This window comes from Stenotrophomonas sp. WHRI 8082 (assembly GCF_040223995.2).
GTDB lineage: Bacteria > Pseudomonadota > Gammaproteobacteria > Xanthomonadales > Xanthomonadaceae > Stenotrophomonas.
On record NZ_CP167826.1, the window covers coordinates 1,029,239 to 1,046,846 of the forward strand.

Here is a 17,608-nt window from a genome sequence, read left to right on the forward strand (position 1 = left end):
GAGCACCCACATGCATTACCCAACACTGCAGCACGGCATCTGGCACAACGCGCCGGCAGAACACCCGCTTGATGCGGACGGCCAGCTTCAGGTCGTCACCGCACCGGGCACCGATTTCTGGCGCGAAACCCACTACGGATTCACCCATGACAACGGTCACTTCCTTGCGGTGAAGGCCCCGGCTCGCTTTACCTGCCAACTGCGTGTACGCGGTGACTACCAGGAACTCTACGATCAGGCCGGCATCATGGTGCGCGTGGACGAGCAGCATTGGATCAAGGCCGGCATCGAACTCAGCGACGGACGGGCCATGCTCAGCAGCGTCCGCACCGATGGCGTATCCGACTGGGCAACGGCGCCCTACCCGGGCGACCCCACGGACTTCTGGATGCGCGCCACCGTCGACGCCGGCGTGCTGCGGCTGCAGGTTTCTGCGGACGGCACACACTGGCCCCTGGTTCGACTCTGCCCGGTGCCCATTGCCGCGCATTACCAGGTGGGTCCGATGGCGTGCAGCCCGAAACGCGGGGGCCTCCGTGTCACGTTCTCGGACTGGACGCTGGGACCTGCTTCAGGAAAAGATCTACACGACCTGTCCTGACGGCATGCCGGCGATGCGGCAAACAGCGGGATGGTTGCAATGACCAAAGGGGCTTTCGTCCACGCTCCGTGTCGCCCAGCATCGGCCACAGGCAAGGCATCGGCCTTTGCAGAGGAAGCAGCATGATCAGGCGCATCGGCGGTAGTTTCATCCTTGGACTGTGCAGCGCCACCGCACTGGCAGCCAGCCCCGGCTATCAGCCCGACTTCCACCCAGAGACCTTGAAGGGTCCGCCAGCGGGCCGCGCCAATGAGGTGCTGGTGCTCGGCTCGCCCCACTTGTCCGGGCTGCCGGACACCTTCACCTCTGCCCAGCTGGAGCCCCTGATGGAGCGCCTGACGGCGTGGAAGCCGGACGCCATCGCGGTGGAGGCGGTATCCGGCCTGCAGTGCGATTACATGCGGCGCTTCCCGTCCCGCTACGTCGACAGCATCGACAGTTACTGCCCGGATACCGGCCCTGCGCAGATCGCTGCCGGCCTGGACGTGCCTGCGGCGAACGCCGAAGCCGAGCGGCTGTTGGCCAGCCTGCCCGCCGCGCCCACCTCCGCACAGCGACGCCGACTGGCCCTGGTGCTGCTGGCGGCCGGCGAACGCAATTCCGCCATCGTGCAGTGGCTGCGTCTTCCCCCGCCGCAGCGCATCGCGGCCGACGGCCTGACCGATGATCTGGTCGCCTACCTGGACAAACGCCTGCAACGGCGCGACGAGTCGATTCTTATCGCCGCTACGCTGGCTGCAAAACTCGGCCTGGAGCGCGTGTGGGCCGTGGATGACCACACCGCCGATTCGGCCACACCGAAGGCGTTGGAGAAGGCCTCCGGCGAAGCCATCATGAAGGCATGGGACAACCCGTATACCAAGGCGCGCTCTGACGCCGACGATGCGCTGCATGCCAACCTCGGCAAGCCCGGCGGCTTGCTGGCGATCTATCGCGCGTACAACGCGCCGGAAGCGGCCCTGCAGACTTATCGCAGTGACTTCGGCGCGGCGCTGATGGAGACGTCATCGCAGGGTTTCGGGCGCAATTACGTGGGCTACTGGGAAACCCGCAACCTGCGCATGGTGGCCAACATCCGTGATGTGCTGGGGCACGCGCCCGGCACGCGCCTGCTGGCCATCGTCGGCGCATCGCACAAGCCGTACTACGAGGCGTACCTCAACCTGATGCACGATGTGCAACTGGTGGATGCCGAGAACGTACTGCGCTGAGCCCGCGCGATGGCCCGCCCCTCGCCAGCGCGCTGACTCCTGAATATCACTCAACAGTTCATCCAGATCAGCCCCCCTTATCGGAGGCGGTGGAGCAGGAGATCATGGTCTCCGGTGCAGCGCGCCGGATGCTGTCGCATCCCATGTTGCGGCAGCACCCTGACTCCCCCTAAGGCTGTTTCCCATGAATCCTGTCACCACATCCGCCGCTGCGGAGCGTGTACCCGCGCCCGTTGCCGACGCCCCCGCGCACTGGGCCGGTGTCTTTGCCATGACCCTGTGCGTGTTCGGGCTGATCGCATCGGAGTTCATGCCGGTCAGCCTGCTGACCCCCATCGCGACGTCGCTCGGCGTCAGCGAGGGGTGGGCGGGCTACGGCATCGCCATTTCGGGCGCGTTCGCCGTCATCACCAGCCTGTCCATCCGTCGCATCGCGGGGGACCTGGACCGCAAGACCCTGCTCCTGCTGCTGACGGTGCTGATGGGCGTTTCCGGAGTCATCGTCAGCCTTGCCCCGAATTACCCGGTCTACATGGTCGGTCGGGCACTGATCGGCGTCGTCATCGGTGGCTTCTGGTCCATGTCCGCCGCCATCGCGATGCGGCTGGTGCCACCGCAAAGCGTGCCCAAGGCGCTGGCGGTGTTCAACGGCGGCAACGCGCTGGCCACCGTCATTGCTGCACCATTGGGCAGTTACCTGGGCGGCATCATCGGCTGGCGCGGTGCCTTCATGTGCCTGGTACCGGTCGCGCTGGTCGCACTGGTCTGGCAGTGGATCAGCCTTCCTTCGTTGAAGGTAGCAACGCGCTCCGGCGTGACGCCCAGCGTCTTCGCCGTACTGAGGCGGCCACTCGTGCTGCGTGGCATGGCAGCTGCGGGCGTGTTCTTCTGTGGACAGTTCATGCTGTTCACCTATCTGCGCCCGTTCCTGGAGACCGTGACACGGGTGGATGTGGCCACGCTGTCCCTGATGCTGCTGGCGCTGGGCGTGGCGGGCTTCATCGGCACCGTGCTGATCGGTGGCTTCATCAAGACCAGTGTGTACCGCCCCCTGATGATCATTCCGCTGCTGATGGCCGCCATCGCCCTCACCCTTACGGTGTTCGGACAGTCCGGCAGCGCGGTGTTCGTCCTGCTTGCAGTGTGGGGACTGGTGGCTACGGCCGCGCCGGTGGCCTGGTGGGCCTGGCTGGCCAAATCGCTGCCCGATGATGCCGAGGCCGGCGGCGGACTGATGGTGGCGATCGTGCAGTTGGCGATCGCGCTGGGGTCCACGGTAGGCGGGCTGCTGTTCGACGGCAGCGGTTACCGCGCGACCTTCACCGCCAGCGCCGTCGTGCTGGTGGTCGGTGCGCTGCTGGCCGCGCTGACCGCACGTACGACGATCACGTCGGGTATCGCAGCGCGTTGACGAGCGCAGAAAACGCAGGCGATGGCTGGCGGCGGTTGGGGTAGTAAAGGTGGTAACCGGCGAACGTCGGGCACCATGCATCCAACACCTGCACCAGTTCACCGCGGGCGATGTGCGAAGCGACAAGGTCCTCGGTGACGTAGGCCAGGCCGATACCATCAACGGCCGCGTTGATGACGTGGTACATGCTGTTGAAAACGAGCTGCCCCTCACCCTTCACGGTGAACTCTTTCCCGTCCTTCTCGAACTCCCAGGCGTAGATGCTCCCCGTCGGGCGGTGGCGGATGTTGACGCAGGGCAGCCCGGTGATGTCATACGGCGTGGTGGGCATGGCGTGACGCTGGAAGTACGCCGGCGAACCCACCACCACCAGTCGCCAATCCGGACCGATGCGTACCGCGATCATGTCGTTGCTCAAGGCCTCACCCAAGCGGATCCCCGCGTCGAACCGCTCCAGCACGACATTGGAGAAGCCGTAATCGACATGGAACTCCAGCGTAATGTCCGGATAGGCCGCCAGGAAGGCGGCCAGCCGCGGACGTATCACCATCTCGATGGCATCGTCGCTGCAGGTGATGCGAAGGGTTCCCGCTGGTCGGTCGCGCAGGTCACCAAGCGCCTCCACGCTCGCACTGATGGCATCGAAATGCGGAGCAATGGAGCGCATCAGGCGTTCACCCGCCTCGGTGGGCGCCACGTTGCGCGTTGTCCGCGCCAGCAGCCGCACACCCAGGCGTTCTTCCAGCTGGCGCATGGTGTGGCTCAGCGCCGACGCCGACACGCCCAGCCTGGCGGCCGCCTTGGTGAAGCTCTGCTCCTGCGCGACAGCGAGGAAGGCTTGCAGATCATTGGTCTTGAACCCTGCCATTGCTGATTCCGCCCAGGCGCCTACGTGGTGACCGACAGTATCACCGCGATTGGTGAGCAGGGCTCAGTAACCCTTCAACAATGCACCGGCTAATCAGGGGCATTGCGGGCGGCTACCGTGGACTGCGCCATTCCTGTGCGACGCCGCCCTGCCCTCTTACCGAGTAGACCCGATGAAACACCTTGCCCTGTTGCTGGCGCTCACCGCCAGCACATTCACCGCGATGGGAGCCACCATGCCGACCGGCGCAGACAATTTCTACCGAAGCGACGACGTCACCATCGAGAAAGTGAGCTTCAAGAATCAGTACCACATGGAGGTTGTGGGCAGCCTCGTGCGCCCCACGTATCCAGCTGCGACCACCGGCAACTTGCCCGCGGTGATCGTGGGCCACCCGATGGGTGCGGTCAAAGAACAGAGCTCCCTGCTGTACGCGCAGAAACTGGCAGAACACGGATTCGTGACCTTGGCCATCGACCTGCCCTTCTGGGGCGAGAGTGCCGGCGAGCCGCGTAATCTGGTGGCGCCGGAGATGTACAGCGAAGCCTTCAGCGCGGCCGTGGACTATCTGGGGACCCGCGATTTCGTCGACCGCAGCCGGATCGGCGTGCTCGGCATCTGTGGCAGCGGCAGCTTTGCCATCAGCGCCGCGAAACTGGATCCACGCCTGCGTGCCATCGCCACGGTGAGCATGTACGACATGGGCGCGGTGACACGCCACGGCCTGGGGAATTCGGTATCGCTGCAGCAGCGCAAGGATCTGTTGGCGAAAGCAGCGGAGCAGCGCTATGCGGAGTTCACCACGGGCCAGGGCGTATTCCTCGACTATCTGCCCGTGAAACTGCCGGCCGACGCCGATCCGGTGACGCGGGAGTTCTGGGCGTTCTACCGCACGCCGCGCGGCATCTCGATTCCGCAGGGCCGTACGCTGGAAACCACGCAGAACCGCATGCTGACCAGCGAGGTGCGCTTCATGAACTTCTATCCGTTCACTGACATCGAGACCATCTCGCCGCGCCCCCTATTGTTCATCGCCGGTGACAAGGCGCATTCGCTGGAGTTCAGCCAGCAGGCCTACGCGCTCGCCGGACAGCCAAAGGAGCTCTACCTGGTACCCGGCGCAGGGCACGTGGATCTGTATGATCGCGTGGATCTGATTCCATTCGACAAGCTGGTGGCGTTCTTCACCCAAACGCTTGCAGGCACCTGAGGCTGCGTACAAAGTTGAAGTGCACAGTGGCATCGATGCGGGGGACTTTACCTTCCTGATCAGGGCGATGTAGCCGTCGTGGCACGCGAGCTGCAGGTATCGCCCTTGAGCAGCTCGACCCGGCTCGCTACGCTGCATTCTTGTCCGTCATGAAATCGATGAATGCACGAAGCTTGCCTGGCATATGCGTTCGATGTGGGTAGTACAGATGGAACGCGTCGTCCATTCCACTGTGCTTTTGCAGGACTCGCTGCAATCGGCCGCCCTCCAGCTCCTGCTTCGCAAAATCCTCAAACACGAAGCCGATGCCCTGGCCCTGGACGGCGGCATCCACGACAGACTTCATTTCATCGAAGAGGAGGCGTCCATGAACTTCGATCTGGACGGTCTGCCCATCGGCATCGAACTTCCAGTCGAACCATCGTCCTCCCCCGGAGTAGCGCTGTCGTATGCAGTCATGCTGCAGCAGATCGTCAATCGTCCTGGGCTCCGTCCGCTCCTGAAAGTACTCTGGCGCAGCCACCACGATCCGTTTCTGCGCAGCCCCGAGCTGTTTGGCAACCATATCGTTCTGCACTCTTTTTCCCATGCGGATGCCGATGTCATAGCCACTACCGACGATGTCGCCAAGCACGTTGTCCAGTGATATCTCGACGTGGATCAAGGGAAATCTGGCGAGGAACTCGGGAAGATGCGGCTCGATCAACGTCCGGTAGGCCACGTAGGAAGAGTTGACCCGCACGGTGCCGGAGGGCTGATCGGTTGCCTGCAGCGTCTCTGACAAAGAGGTCCTGATCAGCGCAAGCGCGGGTGACAACGTGGAGCTGAGTGACGCCCCCGCTTCGGTCAAGCTGACGCTGCGCGTGGTCCGGTTGAAGAGCCGGACATTCAACTGCGCCTCAAGGGTTTTGATGGTGCGGGACACCGCAGTCGGGGTAACGCCCAGTTCGCCTGCCGCCTTGGAGAAGTTCAGATGTCGGGCCACTGACTCGAACGTCAGGAGTCCTTGCAGATACACCGGGGGAGCAGAGTGAGCATTTGCCGCACTGTCACCCTGCGCTGCAGACCGGATTGTGAACTTATGGTCCATACCGTATGTCCCGTTGTGTCTATTCACGTCATTATCGCACGCTCGCATACTCCTGAAATCAAATGAATTCAGCAGGCAACCCGGTTGCCGAAAGGAACAGCGATGATGCCCAGCACCTCTCCCAGTGATCTCTTCTCTCCGGCAGCCTTCGGCGCGCTGAAGCTGGCGAACCGGATCGTCATGGCGCCGCTGACGCGAAGCCGCATGGGCGCGGATGGTGTGCCGAACGAGATGCATGCGCGGTACTACGCACAGCGGGCCAGCGCCGGCTTGCTCATCAGTGAAGCCACCAACATCTCCGCTCAGGGGCGGGGCTACGACCTGACGCCCGGTATCTGGTCGGAAGAACAGGTGGCCGGCTGGAAAGTAGTAACCGACGCAGTACACGCGGCCGGTGGCCTGATCGTCTGCCAACTGTGGCATGTGGGGCGTTTCTCCCACGTGGACCTGCAGCCGGATGGAGCCCAGCCGGTCGCACCGTCGGCGATCCGGGCAGAAGGGCAGACGTTTACCGCGAAGGGAATGCTCGATGTCTCGCCACCCCGGGCGCTGGAGACGTCCGAGATTCCGGGCATCATCCAGCAGTATCGGCATGCCGCCGAATGCGCAAAGCGCGCCGGCTTCGATGGTGTGGAAGTGCATTCGGCCAACAGCTACCTGCTTGACCAGTTCCTGCGCGACTCCACCAATCAACGTGACGACGCGTACGGTGGCACCATCGAGAATCGCAGCCGACTGACGCTGGAGGTCACGGCTGCAGTGGTTGAGGTCTGGGGTCACGACCGGGTCGGCATCCGGATTTCGCCGGTGACGCCTGATGCAGGCAACACGCCTCTGGACAGCCAGGTGATGAAGACGTACGGCTACCTGATCGAGCAGCTCAACCGATTCCAACTGGCCTACCTGCACTTTGTGGAAGGCGCCACGGCAAACTCTCGCGTGGTGCCGGAAGACGTTGATCTAGACGCACTGCGCGCCCTCTTCAGCGGCCCCTATATCGGCAACAACAACTACGACCTGGCGTTGGCAGTGAAGCGTCGGGAAGAAGGCAAGATCGATGCGGTGGCATTTGGCCGCCCGTTCATCGCGAATCCGGATCTCGTGCGTCGATTGAAAGAAGGGGCCGAGCTCGCCGACGCGCCGCGCGATACGTACTACGGAAATGGTGAGAAGGGCTACACCGACTGGCCGACGCTCGCCAACTGACGCGAAAGCGTACCGAACGGCCTCAACCCCACACCTCAATCAAGGAGCAGTCATGACCGAATCAACCTACGTCCAGGATTACCGCGCCATCGCGGAGGTACTGAACCAGTACATCGCGGGCTGCAGGCAGGGCCAGAGCAGCATCATGAAGCCTGCATTCGCCCCGCAAGCAACGATGTACAGCATCGACCCCGAGGGCAAGCTGTCGGGTGGCGCCATCACGGTGCTGTTTGAAGGTATCGACACGCACTTCCACCCCTCTCCTGACGCTGAGGCGGAAGTCACCCGAATCGAAATCGTCGGCACAGCGGCCAGCGCCCGCATTGATGCCAATGGAATGTCGGGCCTCTCGTTCACTGACTTCTTCCACCTGCTGAAGATCGATGGCAAGTGGCTGGTCATCAGCAAAGTGTTTCAGACCCACGCGGCACCTTGACCGCGCGTCCGCACGGCAACTCCATACCCTCGTAGGTGCCTCAAGCAGTCGGCGCATGCCGCCGACTCCTTGAGCGCGCTGGCGCCAAGCACGCACAGTCAGGAACTTCTTCCGATGTAAGCGTGGCTGCTCAACCAACTCAGATTTGATGACCCCATTCTTTACGACGCTCCCACGCCCAAGACGATTACCCCCGCACCCACGGCACCGCGCGCGGTAGGCAGCGCGCAATCAGGCAGAGGATCAGTGCGGCCAGTGACAGCGCTGCCGCAATCCACAGATTCCCTTGGATCCCGGTGCGATCCAACCACCAGCCTCCTGCCCAGGCTCCGGCCGCAATACCGATGTTGAACACGCCCACATACAACGATCCGGCAACCTCCATCGCACGGGGCACGGCTTTCATCATCCAGGTCATCAGACCCACCGACACGCCTCCATACGTCAGTCCCCACACCACCAGCACGACGATAGCGCCCCCAAAGGACGTACCAACGGACAACAGCAGCAAGGGCGTCAACAGCAGCCCGACCGAGAGGGCTACACCTGCCGGCCACGTACGACGCGCAGCGAGTGGGCCCATGACGAAGTTGCCGGCAATCCCTGCGACGCCGTAGGCGAACAGCAACGCGCCCATCCAGCGTGCATCGATGCCGGACCAGGCCGCAAGCAAGGGACGCACGAAGGTAAACACCACGAAGTGGCTGGACACCAGCAGCAAAGTCAGCAGCAGCCCCACCTGCAAGGCACGGTTGCCCAGTTGCTGCAGAAACAGCCGCGCAGTCGTACCCAGCGCTACGGGTAGTGCGGGCATGACGCCCAGATGCAGCAGCAACACCAATGCACTGAACGCCGACATCGCGAAGAATACGGCGCGCCAGCCGAGCGCTTCGCCGATCATCGTGCCCAGCGGGACACCCAGCACAGACGCCGCCGCCACGCCGCCAAAGATGATCGAGGTCGCCAGCCCGACACGGTGTGCAGCCACCAGACGTGCAGCCAGCCCGCCCGCGATGGCCCACACGCCGCCCATGCACAGGCCCACCAGCGCCCGCGCCGCGAGCATCGATCCGATGCCTGGTGCCAGCGCCGATGCAAGGTTGGCCACCACCAGCAACGCCAGCAGTGCGCGCAGGATCAGTCGGCGGTCAAGCGTGCCGGCGGCAATGACGAGCAACGGTGCACACACTGCCGCCAGCAGTGCGGGCAGCGAGATCAGCCAGCCAGCGTCGCCGGCACTGATGCCCAGTGCGTCAGCAATGGGAGTCAACAATCCCACCGGCAACATCTCGGTGGTGACGACGGAAAACGTGGACAGGCCTACGGCCGAAACGGCCAGCCAAGGATGACGCGCGAGCGGCTGGGCGGCCGCCGACGAGGGGGTGGGCATGGGAGTGACCTCTAACGAGACAGGAGTCGATATCAACCGGCATCGGTGACGGTTCGCGCGATGGGTTCAACACGATCCAAGCGCGCAAGTGCGCGGCTGGCCATCAGGGCACTGATTAGCACGAGGCCGCCCGCGCCGAGCGCAACCACGAACCCAGCCGAAGGGCCCATGCGATCCACCGCCTGACCCGAGGAGGCAGCGCCTGCCGCCACGCCGACATTCAGGCCGGACAGCAGCCAGGTCATGCCCTCGGTGACGCGATGCGCGGGCACCTGCCGTTCAACCAATGACATGGCGACGATCATGGTTGGCGCGAAGAACAAACCGGCCACCAGTACCGCCAGTGCCAGCGGAACGACAGCCGCGACGTACAGCAGCGGGAGCGTGGTGAGCGCTGTGGCGACGCCGCCCCACAAGAGCAGCCGATGCAGGGGAAACGGAAACACCCGCGCGCCGAACAGCAATCCTGCCGCGCAGGAACCGAGGGCGTATGCGGAAAGAACGAGGCTGGCTGCGGCGGGTTGGCCAAGGGATGCAGTGAATGCAACACTGGTGATGTCGATGGTGCCGACAATGAGGCCCATTGCCAGCATCAGCAGGACCAGCCAGCGCGCACCTGGCAAGGCGATCATCGACCGCTGTCTACCCCGTGCCAGGGCGTTGTTTTCCACGGCAGGCTCGGTGCCCCGCTGCACCACCAGCGCGGCTACTCCGACAGCCAGCAGCACAGCCGCCGCCAGCACACCCGCCTGCGGCAGCAGCCCGATCGACAGCGCAACCGCGATGGGCGGGCCGGCAATGAAGCTGAGCTCATCGAACACCGTTTCCAAAGCGAACGCGGTCTGCAACTGGGGACGACCCCGGTGCAGCGTGGTCCAACGTGCGCGGACCATCGCCGAGACGCTGGGCATGCACCCCGCAAGCAGGGCGCCGGCAAACAGCACCCAGTTCGGCGCCTGCGCGAAGGTGCTGACGGCAAGGAGCAGCAGCCCGCCGATGCTGATGGCCGTGGCAAGGGGAAGCACCCTGCCCTGTCCGTGCCAATCGACCAGCCGCGAGACCTGCGGTGACACAACGGCATAGGTGAAAACGAACACCGCCGACACCGCGCCTGCAAGCGCATAGCTTCCTTTTACGGCGGACAGCAGGGTGATGATGCCGATGCCGGTCATCGGCAGTGGTACGCGTGCAATCAGCCCGGCCAAAGCGAGGGCGCGGGTGCCGGTCGTGTCGAAGAGCTCGCGGTAAGGCGTTGCCATTGGGTTCTCCAGAAGGGTCCACGCTTGCCTCAGGCAGGCTTGGACATGACAATACATACAGTGCGTATGAATAAGAGGCTACATTCATACGCCCCGTATGTAAACGATCATGCATGCCCACCACCAGGAGCTCCGATGGTTCGCCGCACCCGTGCAGAGATGGAACAGACCCGTGCCAGCCTGATTTCCACCGCCCGACGGGTGTTCGGCGAACACGGCTATGCCGCGACCTCCATGGATGACCTGACGGCCCAAGCAGGGCTCACGCGTGGCGCGCTGTACCACCACTTCGGGGACAAGCGTGGCCTGCTGGCAGCGGTGGTCGACCAGATCGATGCAGAGACCGACGCACGTCTGCAGGCGATCAGCGATCAGATGGCCGACCCGTGGGAAGGCTTCCGTCAGCGCTGCGGCGCGTACCTGGACATGGCGCTGGAGCCGGACATCCAGCGCATCGTGTTGCGCGATGCACGTGCCGTGCTGGGCGGTGCCTCACCGGATTCGCAGCGCTACTGCGTGACGTCGATGCAACGGCTCATCGAAGGGCTCATCGAGCGCGGCGTGATTGCAAAGGTGGATGCACTGGCGCTGGCCTCACTGATCTACGGCAGCCTCGCCGAGGCTGCGTTCTGGATCGCGGAAGGCGATGACGGAAACGTGCGTCTGGTGCAGGCGAAGGCAGCGCTCGATCTGTTGTTGAGGGGGCTGAAGGTTGGCTAGGATTGGGTTGTGTCCTGGCATGGCTGCAACGATGAGCGGGCGCAGGTGCCGAGATGCTGCAGCGACTGCTCGACAACGATGGCTGGGTAGAGTCCACCGGCAGGATGGCGGCGCTGTACCGCGACGTTCGCTGATATCCGTGCGTTGACTCAGAAGAGAGCACTCACGCTATCCAGCGTCTGAAATACGCGGCGCTTTGGCGACGGAGATAGCTCACATTGGTGGGTCCGCTCCGGCGGCCAAGGCAAGGTCTGAAAGCGCGGACTATAGGCTTGCCCCTCGATGCATTCCTGCGTCGGCCATCTCGCCGTCACGCAATCAATCTTGACAACGCTCTCCGAACAGAGAGATGGCAAGCCCCATCATCATGATCAGCGCACCTGCAAGCTTGATGATGGAAACAGGGCGATGGGCAGAACCCAGTAACGCAAAATGGTCGATGGCGAGTGAGGAAAGCAGCTGCCCAGCGATGACCAGCCCCACCAGCGCGACCATGCCAATGCGGGGTACTAGGATTACGTTGCTGAGCAATGCGAATGCGCCCATCACACCTCCCAGCAGCACCCAGGCCGGCTGCGCGGGGATGCCTGCAAGCAGGCTCAACGTATCACCCCGCACAAGGCCGATGATGGTGAGCGACAACAGACCCACCATGAATGAGAACATGGCGGCTGCGACAGGGTCGCCACCCAGGCCTTTCGACAACTGTCCATTGAGCGTTGTCTGCAATGTGACGGCCATTCCCGCAACCATCGCCAACGGAAAGGCCCAAACGCCGAAGCTGTTCATGGTGGTCCTCAGTTCGGGGCGAGTGCGGGGAAGGACGTGCCGAACACGTCCGGCTCGTAGCCGGCTGCCGAGAACAGGTGCTCGCAGGATTCGTCCACCGCAGCGCGCAGCTTGGTCAGATCCAGGCCGCACATCTCGCCACCCCGCTTCAGCGCGCGGCCACCGACCATCACCGTGTCGATGTTGCTGCGCTCAGCGGCGTGCACCACCGTTCCGAACGCATTGTTGGATGGATACAGATTGATGTCGCCGGTGCGGAACAGCACGATGTCTGCCTGCTTGCCAGGCTTCAGGCTGCCGATCTTGTCCTGTAGCCCTGCGCAAGCCGCACCATCGAGCGTGGCGGCCTCGAGCAGGCGGTGGGAATTCAGCGGGTCCTGCTTTGTGCCAGCAGTACGTGGCGGGCGGGCGTTGACACGCAGCACGCGCTCCAGGTAATAGGCCACGCGCATTTCCATGAACATGTCGCCGCTGTAGGACGTCTCGTTGTCGACGCTGAAACCAGGGCGCAGCCCATGCCGGACCGCCGCATCCCAGGCAAACATGCCATCTTCGATGCCGTAGTGCGCGTCCGAGCGCGGGCAGACATTGATGTGCACACCGGCATCGCGAAGAATTTCCCAGCCCTCATCCTTAAGACAGGTGCAGTGGTTGAAGATGTTGTCCGGTCCAAGCAGGCCTTGGGCATGCAGCTCGGGGAGCTGGGCGCCCATCTGTTCACCGAAGAACTCGGTGACGATCGGGATGCCCAGCCGGCGCGCCTCGGCCCAGAGCTCCGGCTCGATGTTGGCCATGGTGGCCAGTGTGACCAACTCGTTGGCCGGGTCCTTGAAGTACTTTTCCTGCAGGCGCTCAAGATTGCCCGGCCAGTGTGCGTGGTCCCAGGTGCCAGAAACCGGCGCACCTGATGCATGCAGCGCACGGATACCGGCATCGAGCAGCGCGTCGACTGCCGCGTCGGAGTGCGCGGCAGTGCGGCTGTTGTGGGAATTGTCGATCACCGTGGTGATGCCCGCATCAATCGCCCCCAGCGCGGACAGCAGGGTGCCCACATACATGTCCTGCGGCCGGTAATGCTTGGCAAACGAGAAATGTGTGGCGTTGGAGTAGTGCTCCAGCGTCTCGGCGTTGGAGTTGATCCGTCGCAGCTGCCCCTCCCAGGCGTGGCGGTGGGAGTCCACCATGCCCGGAATGGCGATCATGTCGTTGGCGTCGATGATAACGGCGTCCTCTGCGCTCACGTGTTCCCCAACGGCAGTGATGGTGCGTCCCGTGACCAGGATGTTCCCCCGCACAAGGTTGCCCACGTCCGGGTCCATGCTGATGATGGTTGCGCCTCGGATAAGCGTCTTTTCGGCAGTAGATGCGGAATGCTGAAGGATGTCTCGCGAGTAGGTGCTCATTGAGGAAGGCTCGGCTTCTGGAATGCAGGCACTCTATTGCCGTCCTTCCGTGCGAAAAAGCCGCTTTTACCGGTTTTATTATTTGTAAAATCGGCATAATCTGGATCGAACGTGCCGTCAGCCCAAGGGGGGTGAGCGAAATGGATCGAATCCTCGCAATGCAGGTCTACGTGCGCGTGGTGGAAGCCAAGAGCTTCGTGCGTGCCGCCGAGGCCCTCTCCCTGCCTCCCTCCACCGTCACCGGTCTGATCAAGGGCCTGGAAAAGCACCTGCGCGTCCGCCTGCTCAACCGGACAACGCGCAGCGTCAGCCCCACCTCGGACGGCGAACGCTACTACGCCCAGTGCCGCGAGATCCTCAACCTGATCGAACAGGCGGAGACCGGCCTGAAGCCCGCGCCAAAGGACCTGCGGGGGCGGTTGAGGATCGACATGCCGGGCGGCATCGCGCACTCGGTGATCCTTCCGAATCTGGAAAGTTTCCGCCGCCAGTATCCCGAGATCTATCTGATGATCGGCGTGGGTGACCGACCGGTGGACCTCGTCCAGGAAGGCGTGGACTGCGTGATCCGGACTGGGCCGCTGGAAGACTCCAGCCTCGTGGCCCGGCCGCTGGGAAACTTCAGTTGGATCACCTGCGTCGCGCCAAGCTATCTGGAGAGATATGGCGTCCCGCAATCACTTGAAGACCTCGCCGGCCACCGCGCGGTCCACCATTTCTCCCCTGGTTCGAGGGGCGGCGGCAACCTGCTCTTCTCTGTCGATGGGAAGCGACGGGTGGTAGCCATTGACGGCTCGGTTGCCGTGAATGAGACCGAGCTCTACATCAAGCTGTGCATGCAGGGATACGGCTTGGCACAGTTGCAACGCGTACTGGTCGAGAAGCAGTTGCGCGATGGCAGCTTGGTCGAGGTGCTGCAGCAGTGGCGTCCGCCGTCGGTGCCGGTTTCGATCCTGTATCCGCATCACCGCTATGGATCGCCCATCGTCCAAACATTCACCGCTTGGGCTACAGCGCTTTTCTCCGCCAAGAGCGAGAAGGCATAGATCGCGAACTCAGCCGTCAGAGCACGCAAGGCCTTCCCGATCAGCAAGGGCCCGGCCGCGGGTCGGTCGATACCGAGAAACCCCGTAGCGGAGCGTTGATCGGCCCACCGAGCGCTAGCAGACGCTCCATTGCTTGGTTGTCGCCGGTACGGCGCGAACCAGCATCCGATCGGCGAGGGCCCGGACGGGGCGATGCCGCCCGGGCAGTGGCGTTACCTGCTGGTCGGCGAGAAGTTCTGAGCTCCGCGCGTCTTTCGCCACTGGATCCACGCGATCGCGGCGACGAAGAAGACGCTGCACAGGTAACTGCCTTCCGGCCCATGCGCGCCACCGGTCAGGGTGTCGAGGCCTTGCGGGCGCAGCGCCACCAGCAGCGCCGGCAAGTGCGCATCGATGCCGGTGACGGGCAGTTCGAAGCCGGTCGCGAGCAACCAGTTCCACCCCGCGTGCCAGCCCATCACGCCCCAGATATTGCCGGTCCGCAGCGCCCAGGCGCAGGCGAACAGCGAGAACAGGAACGTGCCGAGCATGACCCGGGGCGGCTGGTGCGGACTGAAATGCAGGAAGCAGAAAACGAGCGACACCAGCAGCACTGCCACCGCGACATTGGTCTTGCGCGCCACCACCGACAGCATCCAGCCGCGGAAGATGACTTCCTCCACGCTCGCCTGGAATATGAAACTCAATAGGAGCAGACCGATGTGCAGCAGACTGACGGGCGACCGCCAAGCCTGCCCCAAGCCCGCCGCCTGCATGCCGCCCGCCATCCAGATCGCGACTACGACCAGCGCGATCGTGCCGATTCCAAAGGCCAGTCCGCGCAGGAAGGTTTTCAGCGGCGCCGGACCGGTCAACCCGATACTCGCCAGCGAGCGCCCTTCGACGAAGCGTACCCAGGCGAGCACGGCCGCCAGCGTCGGCGCGACGCCGATCCACAGCAGCGCATACAAGCCAGCGAGGCCGATCGGATCGCCGCGCGGCGTCGACCAATGCTGCGACTGCATCCACCCGTCCAGCGCGATCACCGGTACCGCGTTGAACAGGATCATCAGGATCGGCGTCAGCCAAGCCCAGGGCAGCCAGCCGCGCGCCGGATCGGGCGAATACAGGGCAACGGGGGTCATGCGGGGCTCCATGTCGACGTCATCGCCGCTGCAAGTTGCCATCCGCGCGGGGGGCGTAGCAACCCGTTTGCGACCAAGCCACAGACGCCGCCGATGAATCACCCGGATCGCCGACGAAATGGCGCTGAGTCGTCGCCCGTGGTGTCGATGCTGGGCCGCGCTCCGTGCACGATCAGCCGGGAGATCGGGCGCTACGGAGGCATCGACCACTACCGGGCGAGCCATGCCGACCGAGCGGCCTGGGACCAGGCACACCGCTCCAAGGCTCGTAAGCTGGCGCTGCATCCCACGCTGGCGAGACGGGTATCGGACAAGCTGCAGCAGCAGTGGTCGCCCGAACAGATCGCTGGCTGGCTCAAGCGGACTTACCCGGACGATCCGAGCTGCCAGGTCTCACACGAGACGATCTATCGCACGCTCGTCATCCAGTCGCGCGGTGCCCGGAAAAGGAGCTGCTGGCGCATTTGCGGCGGACACGCGCGATCCGCCGGTCGCGCCACCGCACCCAGAAGACGGCGGACCACGGCCGCACCAGCCTCGCCACGGACATCCAGGTCTACTTCTGCGACCCGCAGCATCCTTGGCAGCGCGGCTCGAACGAAAACACGAACGGGCTGCTGTGTCAGTACTTCCCGAAAGGCGTTGATCTGTCGAGCTTCTCCCAAGCCAAGCTCAACAGCGTGGCCAGGCAACTAAACGAGAGGCCACGCAAGACCCTGGACTTCCAGACACCGATCGAGCGATATCAACAAGCTGTTGCATTGACCAGTTGAAACCGCCGTCGAAAGCGGACATTACCAGCGGTCGGCGCCTCCGTCCTCGCCGAACGTCCACTTTCGGCCAGAACCGGACATCGTCAGGTCATCTCCTTCGCCCACAAGAGCGTTCCTCCCAAGGACTCAATGCGGGATCTAACCACTGCCTCCCGCCAGGTCGTCGGTTCTTTAGAATTCCGCTTCTTTGCTAGCAGCAGGTTGCAGCACTTGCTGCCCTAGATCATTGCCGATGTTGAGGAATCCGATCCCGCCCGACAGCCCTTGTGCTCGCATAGCCTGCGCTTGCACGACCGAAGAATAATCCGCAAAGAAATCGGGCTTGCGCCATTGCGCAGAAATCGAATCGCGACTGCCGCCCAAGTCGTTGTTCCAGGTCACGGCCCTCTGCGAACCGGGCGAACCGAACTTGCGCTTGAGCAGCTCCATCACGCGCGGCTCCGCCTCGAACCCCGAGGTGTTGAAGCGCAAGGCAATCACCCGCCCGTTGTGCAGCAAAACCAGGCCGCCCGCACCTTCCAGAGAGAAAGCGTCACCTGCGCCCGCGCCGATCGCCATGCCGATGGGCGCCACCCACGCCGGGGCCTCAGCCGTGGCAAAGACCAGGTAACCGTACTCGCCTGGCCCGAACTCGGTATTGCCTACGGCCATGTTTGTCGTGCCTGGCGCGACGCACAAGCCCGTTGCAGGTGGCGTGGCCTTCAGCGGCTCCGGCGGCGGGGCCGTCAGCTTGTTGAACGCCCTCGCCCCCAATCCGGTGTTGCTCTTCCGGGCAGCTGGAGCGGGTAAGGATAGTTCGCAAACGGGCAGCGTTAGTGGCGCCCCTAACTTGATGCCGAAAATGTCAGTTTCCGCCGCAGATACCGGGACAGCGGACGACATGGTCAGTAAGACGACAATAGAACCGGCGGATGCAGTGAAACGCATGGGGCTGTAATCCAAGCTGGATCATGGTTGAGGCGAAGTATATGCACTGTTGCTGCTTGGCGCTCGGCTGCCAGGGCGTGGCCGACGAACCTCACCGAGTGTCCGCTTCTGGCCAAAAGCGGCCACTGCAACCACAAAAGAATG

At 63.6% G+C, this 17,608-nt stretch carries 16 protein-coding genes and 1 pseudogene; 9 read left to right on the forward strand and 8 right to left on the reverse strand.

Features of this window, described 5'->3' with window-relative positions; all coding sequences use genetic code 11:
- The first annotated feature begins 10 nt into the window (after window positions 1–10).
- The 3 genes from ABRP17_RS04460 (at window position 11) to ABRP17_RS04470 (ending at window position 3,223) form a co-directional block, all read left to right on the forward strand.
- Window positions 11–601 carry a DUF1349 domain-containing protein gene (locus tag ABRP17_RS04460; protein WP_349984926.1) on the forward strand — a complete coding sequence of 197 codons (591 nt, stop codon included), beginning with the start codon at window positions 11–13 and terminating at the stop codon, window positions 599–601.
- A gap of 122 nt (window positions 602–723) precedes the next feature.
- The gene (locus tag ABRP17_RS04465; protein ID WP_349984927.1) at window positions 724–1,812 is read left to right on the forward strand and encodes a DUF5694 domain-containing protein; all 1,089 of its coding nucleotides are present in this window, start codon (window positions 724–726) and stop codon (window positions 1,810–1,812) included.
- 184 nt (window positions 1,813–1,996) lie between these two features.
- Complete coding sequence (locus ABRP17_RS04470) at window positions 1,997–3,223, forward strand: MFS transporter (RefSeq protein WP_349984928.1); 1,227 nt, start codon at window positions 1,997–1,999, stop codon at window positions 3,221–3,223.
- On the opposite strand, the gene ABRP17_RS04475 is transcribed toward ABRP17_RS04470, so the two are convergent.
- On the reverse strand, window positions 3,198–4,091 hold the full coding sequence (locus tag ABRP17_RS04475; RefSeq protein ID WP_349984929.1) for a LysR family transcriptional regulator: 894 nt from the start codon (window positions 4,089–4,091) through the stop codon (window positions 3,198–3,200). The two genes, ABRP17_RS04470 and ABRP17_RS04475, sit on opposite strands and share 26 nt — an antisense overlap.
- 172 nt (window positions 4,092–4,263) lie before the next feature.
- Here ABRP17_RS04475 and ABRP17_RS04480 point away from each other — a divergent pair, with 172 nt between their 5' ends.
- A complete protein-coding gene (locus tag ABRP17_RS04480) occupies window positions 4,264–5,301 on the forward strand; it encodes an alpha/beta hydrolase (RefSeq protein WP_349984930.1) in 1,038 nt (345 codons plus the stop codon).
- 127 nt (window positions 5,302–5,428) lie between these two features.
- Here the strand turns inward: ABRP17_RS04480 and ABRP17_RS04485 are convergent, their stop codons facing one another.
- Entirely contained in the window at window positions 5,429–6,286 is an 858-nt protein-coding gene (locus ABRP17_RS04485) for a LysR family transcriptional regulator (RefSeq protein WP_372486889.1), read from the reverse strand.
- Window positions 6,287–6,493: 207 nt separating this feature from the next.
- Here ABRP17_RS04485 and ABRP17_RS04490 point away from each other — a divergent pair, with 207 nt between their 5' ends.
- Both ABRP17_RS04490 and ABRP17_RS04495 read left to right on the forward strand, forming a co-directional pair.
- On the forward strand, window positions 6,494–7,597 hold the full coding sequence (locus tag ABRP17_RS04490) for an alkene reductase (protein ID WP_349984932.1): 1,104 nt from the start codon (window positions 6,494–6,496) through the stop codon (window positions 7,595–7,597).
- Window positions 7,598–7,649: 52 nt separating this feature from the next.
- Window positions 7,650–8,033, forward strand: a complete 384-nt coding sequence (locus ABRP17_RS04495) for a nuclear transport factor 2 family protein (protein ID WP_188324811.1) — start codon at window positions 7,650–7,652, stop codon at window positions 8,031–8,033.
- 187 nt (window positions 8,034–8,220) lie between these two features.
- Here the strand turns inward: ABRP17_RS04495 and ABRP17_RS04500 are convergent, their stop codons facing one another.
- Window positions 8,221–9,423 (reverse strand): MFS transporter, encoded by a 1,203-nt coding sequence (locus ABRP17_RS04500; protein WP_349984933.1) that lies wholly within the window; start codon window positions 9,421–9,423, stop codon window positions 8,221–8,223.
- Between the two features lie 32 nt (window positions 9,424–9,455).
- Window positions 9,456–10,595: an MFS transporter gene (locus ABRP17_RS04505; protein ID WP_372486890.1), complete on the reverse strand. Its 1,140-nt coding sequence runs from the start codon at window positions 10,593–10,595 to the stop codon at window positions 9,456–9,458.
- Window positions 10,596–10,817: 222 nt separating this feature from the next.
- Between ABRP17_RS04505 and ABRP17_RS04510 the strand changes: the two genes are divergently transcribed.
- Window positions 10,818–11,402, forward strand: coding sequence for a helix-turn-helix domain-containing protein (locus ABRP17_RS04510; RefSeq protein ID WP_349984935.1), 585 nt, complete (start codon window positions 10,818–10,820; stop codon window positions 11,400–11,402).
- A 318-nt stretch (window positions 11,403–11,720) separates the two neighbouring features.
- On the opposite strand, the gene ABRP17_RS04515 is transcribed toward ABRP17_RS04510, so the two are convergent.
- Together ABRP17_RS04515 and ABRP17_RS04520 are read right to left on the reverse strand one after the other, a co-directional pair.
- Entirely contained in the window at window positions 11,721–12,191 is a 471-nt protein-coding gene (locus tag ABRP17_RS04515) for a DMT family transporter (RefSeq protein WP_349984936.1), read from the reverse strand.
- Window positions 12,192–12,199: 8 nt separating this feature from the next.
- Window positions 12,200–13,594 (reverse strand): amidohydrolase family protein, encoded by a 1,395-nt coding sequence (locus tag ABRP17_RS04520; RefSeq protein ID WP_349984937.1) that lies wholly within the window; start codon window positions 13,592–13,594, stop codon window positions 12,200–12,202.
- 140 nt (window positions 13,595–13,734) lie between these two features.
- Between ABRP17_RS04520 and ABRP17_RS04525 the strand changes: the two genes are divergently transcribed.
- A complete protein-coding gene (locus tag ABRP17_RS04525) occupies window positions 13,735–14,640 on the forward strand; it encodes a LysR family transcriptional regulator (protein ID WP_188324817.1) in 906 nt (301 codons plus the stop codon).
- A gap of 212 nt (window positions 14,641–14,852) precedes the next feature.
- Here the strand turns inward: ABRP17_RS04525 and ABRP17_RS04530 are convergent, their stop codons facing one another.
- On the reverse strand, window positions 14,853–15,974 hold the full coding sequence (locus ABRP17_RS04530) for a type II CAAX endopeptidase family protein (RefSeq protein WP_349984939.1): 1,122 nt from the start codon (window positions 15,972–15,974) through the stop codon (window positions 14,853–14,855).
- Here ABRP17_RS04530 and ABRP17_RS04535 point away from each other — a divergent pair.
- A pseudogene (locus ABRP17_RS04535) lies at window positions 15,885–16,537 on the forward strand (IS30 family transposase); the annotation flags it as partial. The gene ABRP17_RS04530 and the pseudogene ABRP17_RS04535 overlap by 90 nt on opposite strands.
- A 171-nt stretch (window positions 16,538–16,708) precedes the next feature.
- On the opposite strand, the gene ABRP17_RS04540 reads toward ABRP17_RS04535, so the two are convergent.
- Window positions 16,709–17,464 carry a hypothetical protein gene (locus ABRP17_RS04540; protein WP_349984940.1) on the reverse strand — a complete coding sequence of 252 codons (756 nt, stop codon included), beginning with the start codon at window positions 17,462–17,464 and terminating at the stop codon, window positions 16,709–16,711.
- Between the last annotated feature and the right edge of the window lie 144 nt (window positions 17,465–17,608).

What these genes read in the sequence shown, in the direction of transcription:
- ABRP17_RS04460 (WP_349984926.1), top strand. Translation starts at nt 11, where the DNA reads ATGCATTACCCAACACTGCAGCACGGCATCTGGCACAACGCGCCGGCA.
- ABRP17_RS04465 (WP_349984927.1), top strand. Translation starts at nt 724, where the DNA reads ATGATCAGGCGCATCGGCGGTAGTTTCATCCTTGGACTGTGCAGCGCC.
- ABRP17_RS04470 (WP_349984928.1), top strand. Translation starts at nt 1,997, where the DNA reads ATGAATCCTGTCACCACATCCGCCGCTGCGGAGCGTGTACCCGCGCCC.
- ABRP17_RS04475 (WP_349984929.1), bottom strand. Translation starts at nt 4,091, where the DNA reads ATGGCAGGGTTCAAGACCAATGATCTGCAAGCCTTCCTCGCTGTCGCG.
- ABRP17_RS04480 (WP_349984930.1), top strand. Translation starts at nt 4,264, where the DNA reads ATGAAACACCTTGCCCTGTTGCTGGCGCTCACCGCCAGCACATTCACC.
- ABRP17_RS04490 (WP_349984932.1), top strand. Translation starts at nt 6,494, where the DNA reads ATGATGCCCAGCACCTCTCCCAGTGATCTCTTCTCTCCGGCAGCCTTC.
- ABRP17_RS04495 (WP_188324811.1), top strand. Translation starts at nt 7,650, where the DNA reads ATGACCGAATCAACCTACGTCCAGGATTACCGCGCCATCGCGGAGGTA.
- ABRP17_RS04500 (WP_349984933.1), bottom strand. Translation starts at nt 9,423, where the DNA reads ATGCCCACCCCCTCGTCGGCGGCCGCCCAGCCGCTCGCGCGTCATCCT.
- ABRP17_RS04505 (WP_372486890.1), bottom strand. Translation starts at nt 10,595, where the DNA reads ATGACCGGCATCGGCATCATCACCCTGCTGTCCGCCGTAAAAGGAAGC.
- ABRP17_RS04510 (WP_349984935.1), top strand. Translation starts at nt 10,818, where the DNA reads ATGGTTCGCCGCACCCGTGCAGAGATGGAACAGACCCGTGCCAGCCTG.
- ABRP17_RS04515 (WP_349984936.1), bottom strand. Translation starts at nt 12,191, where the DNA reads ATGAACAGCTTCGGCGTTTGGGCCTTTCCGTTGGCGATGGTTGCGGGA.
- ABRP17_RS04520 (WP_349984937.1), bottom strand. Translation starts at nt 13,594, where the DNA reads ATGAGCACCTACTCGCGAGACATCCTTCAGCATTCCGCATCTACTGCC.
- ABRP17_RS04525 (WP_188324817.1), top strand. Translation starts at nt 13,735, where the DNA reads ATGGATCGAATCCTCGCAATGCAGGTCTACGTGCGCGTGGTGGAAGCC.
- ABRP17_RS04540 (WP_349984940.1), bottom strand. Translation starts at nt 17,464, where the DNA reads ATGCGTTTCACTGCATCCGCCGGTTCTATTGTCGTCTTACTGACCATG.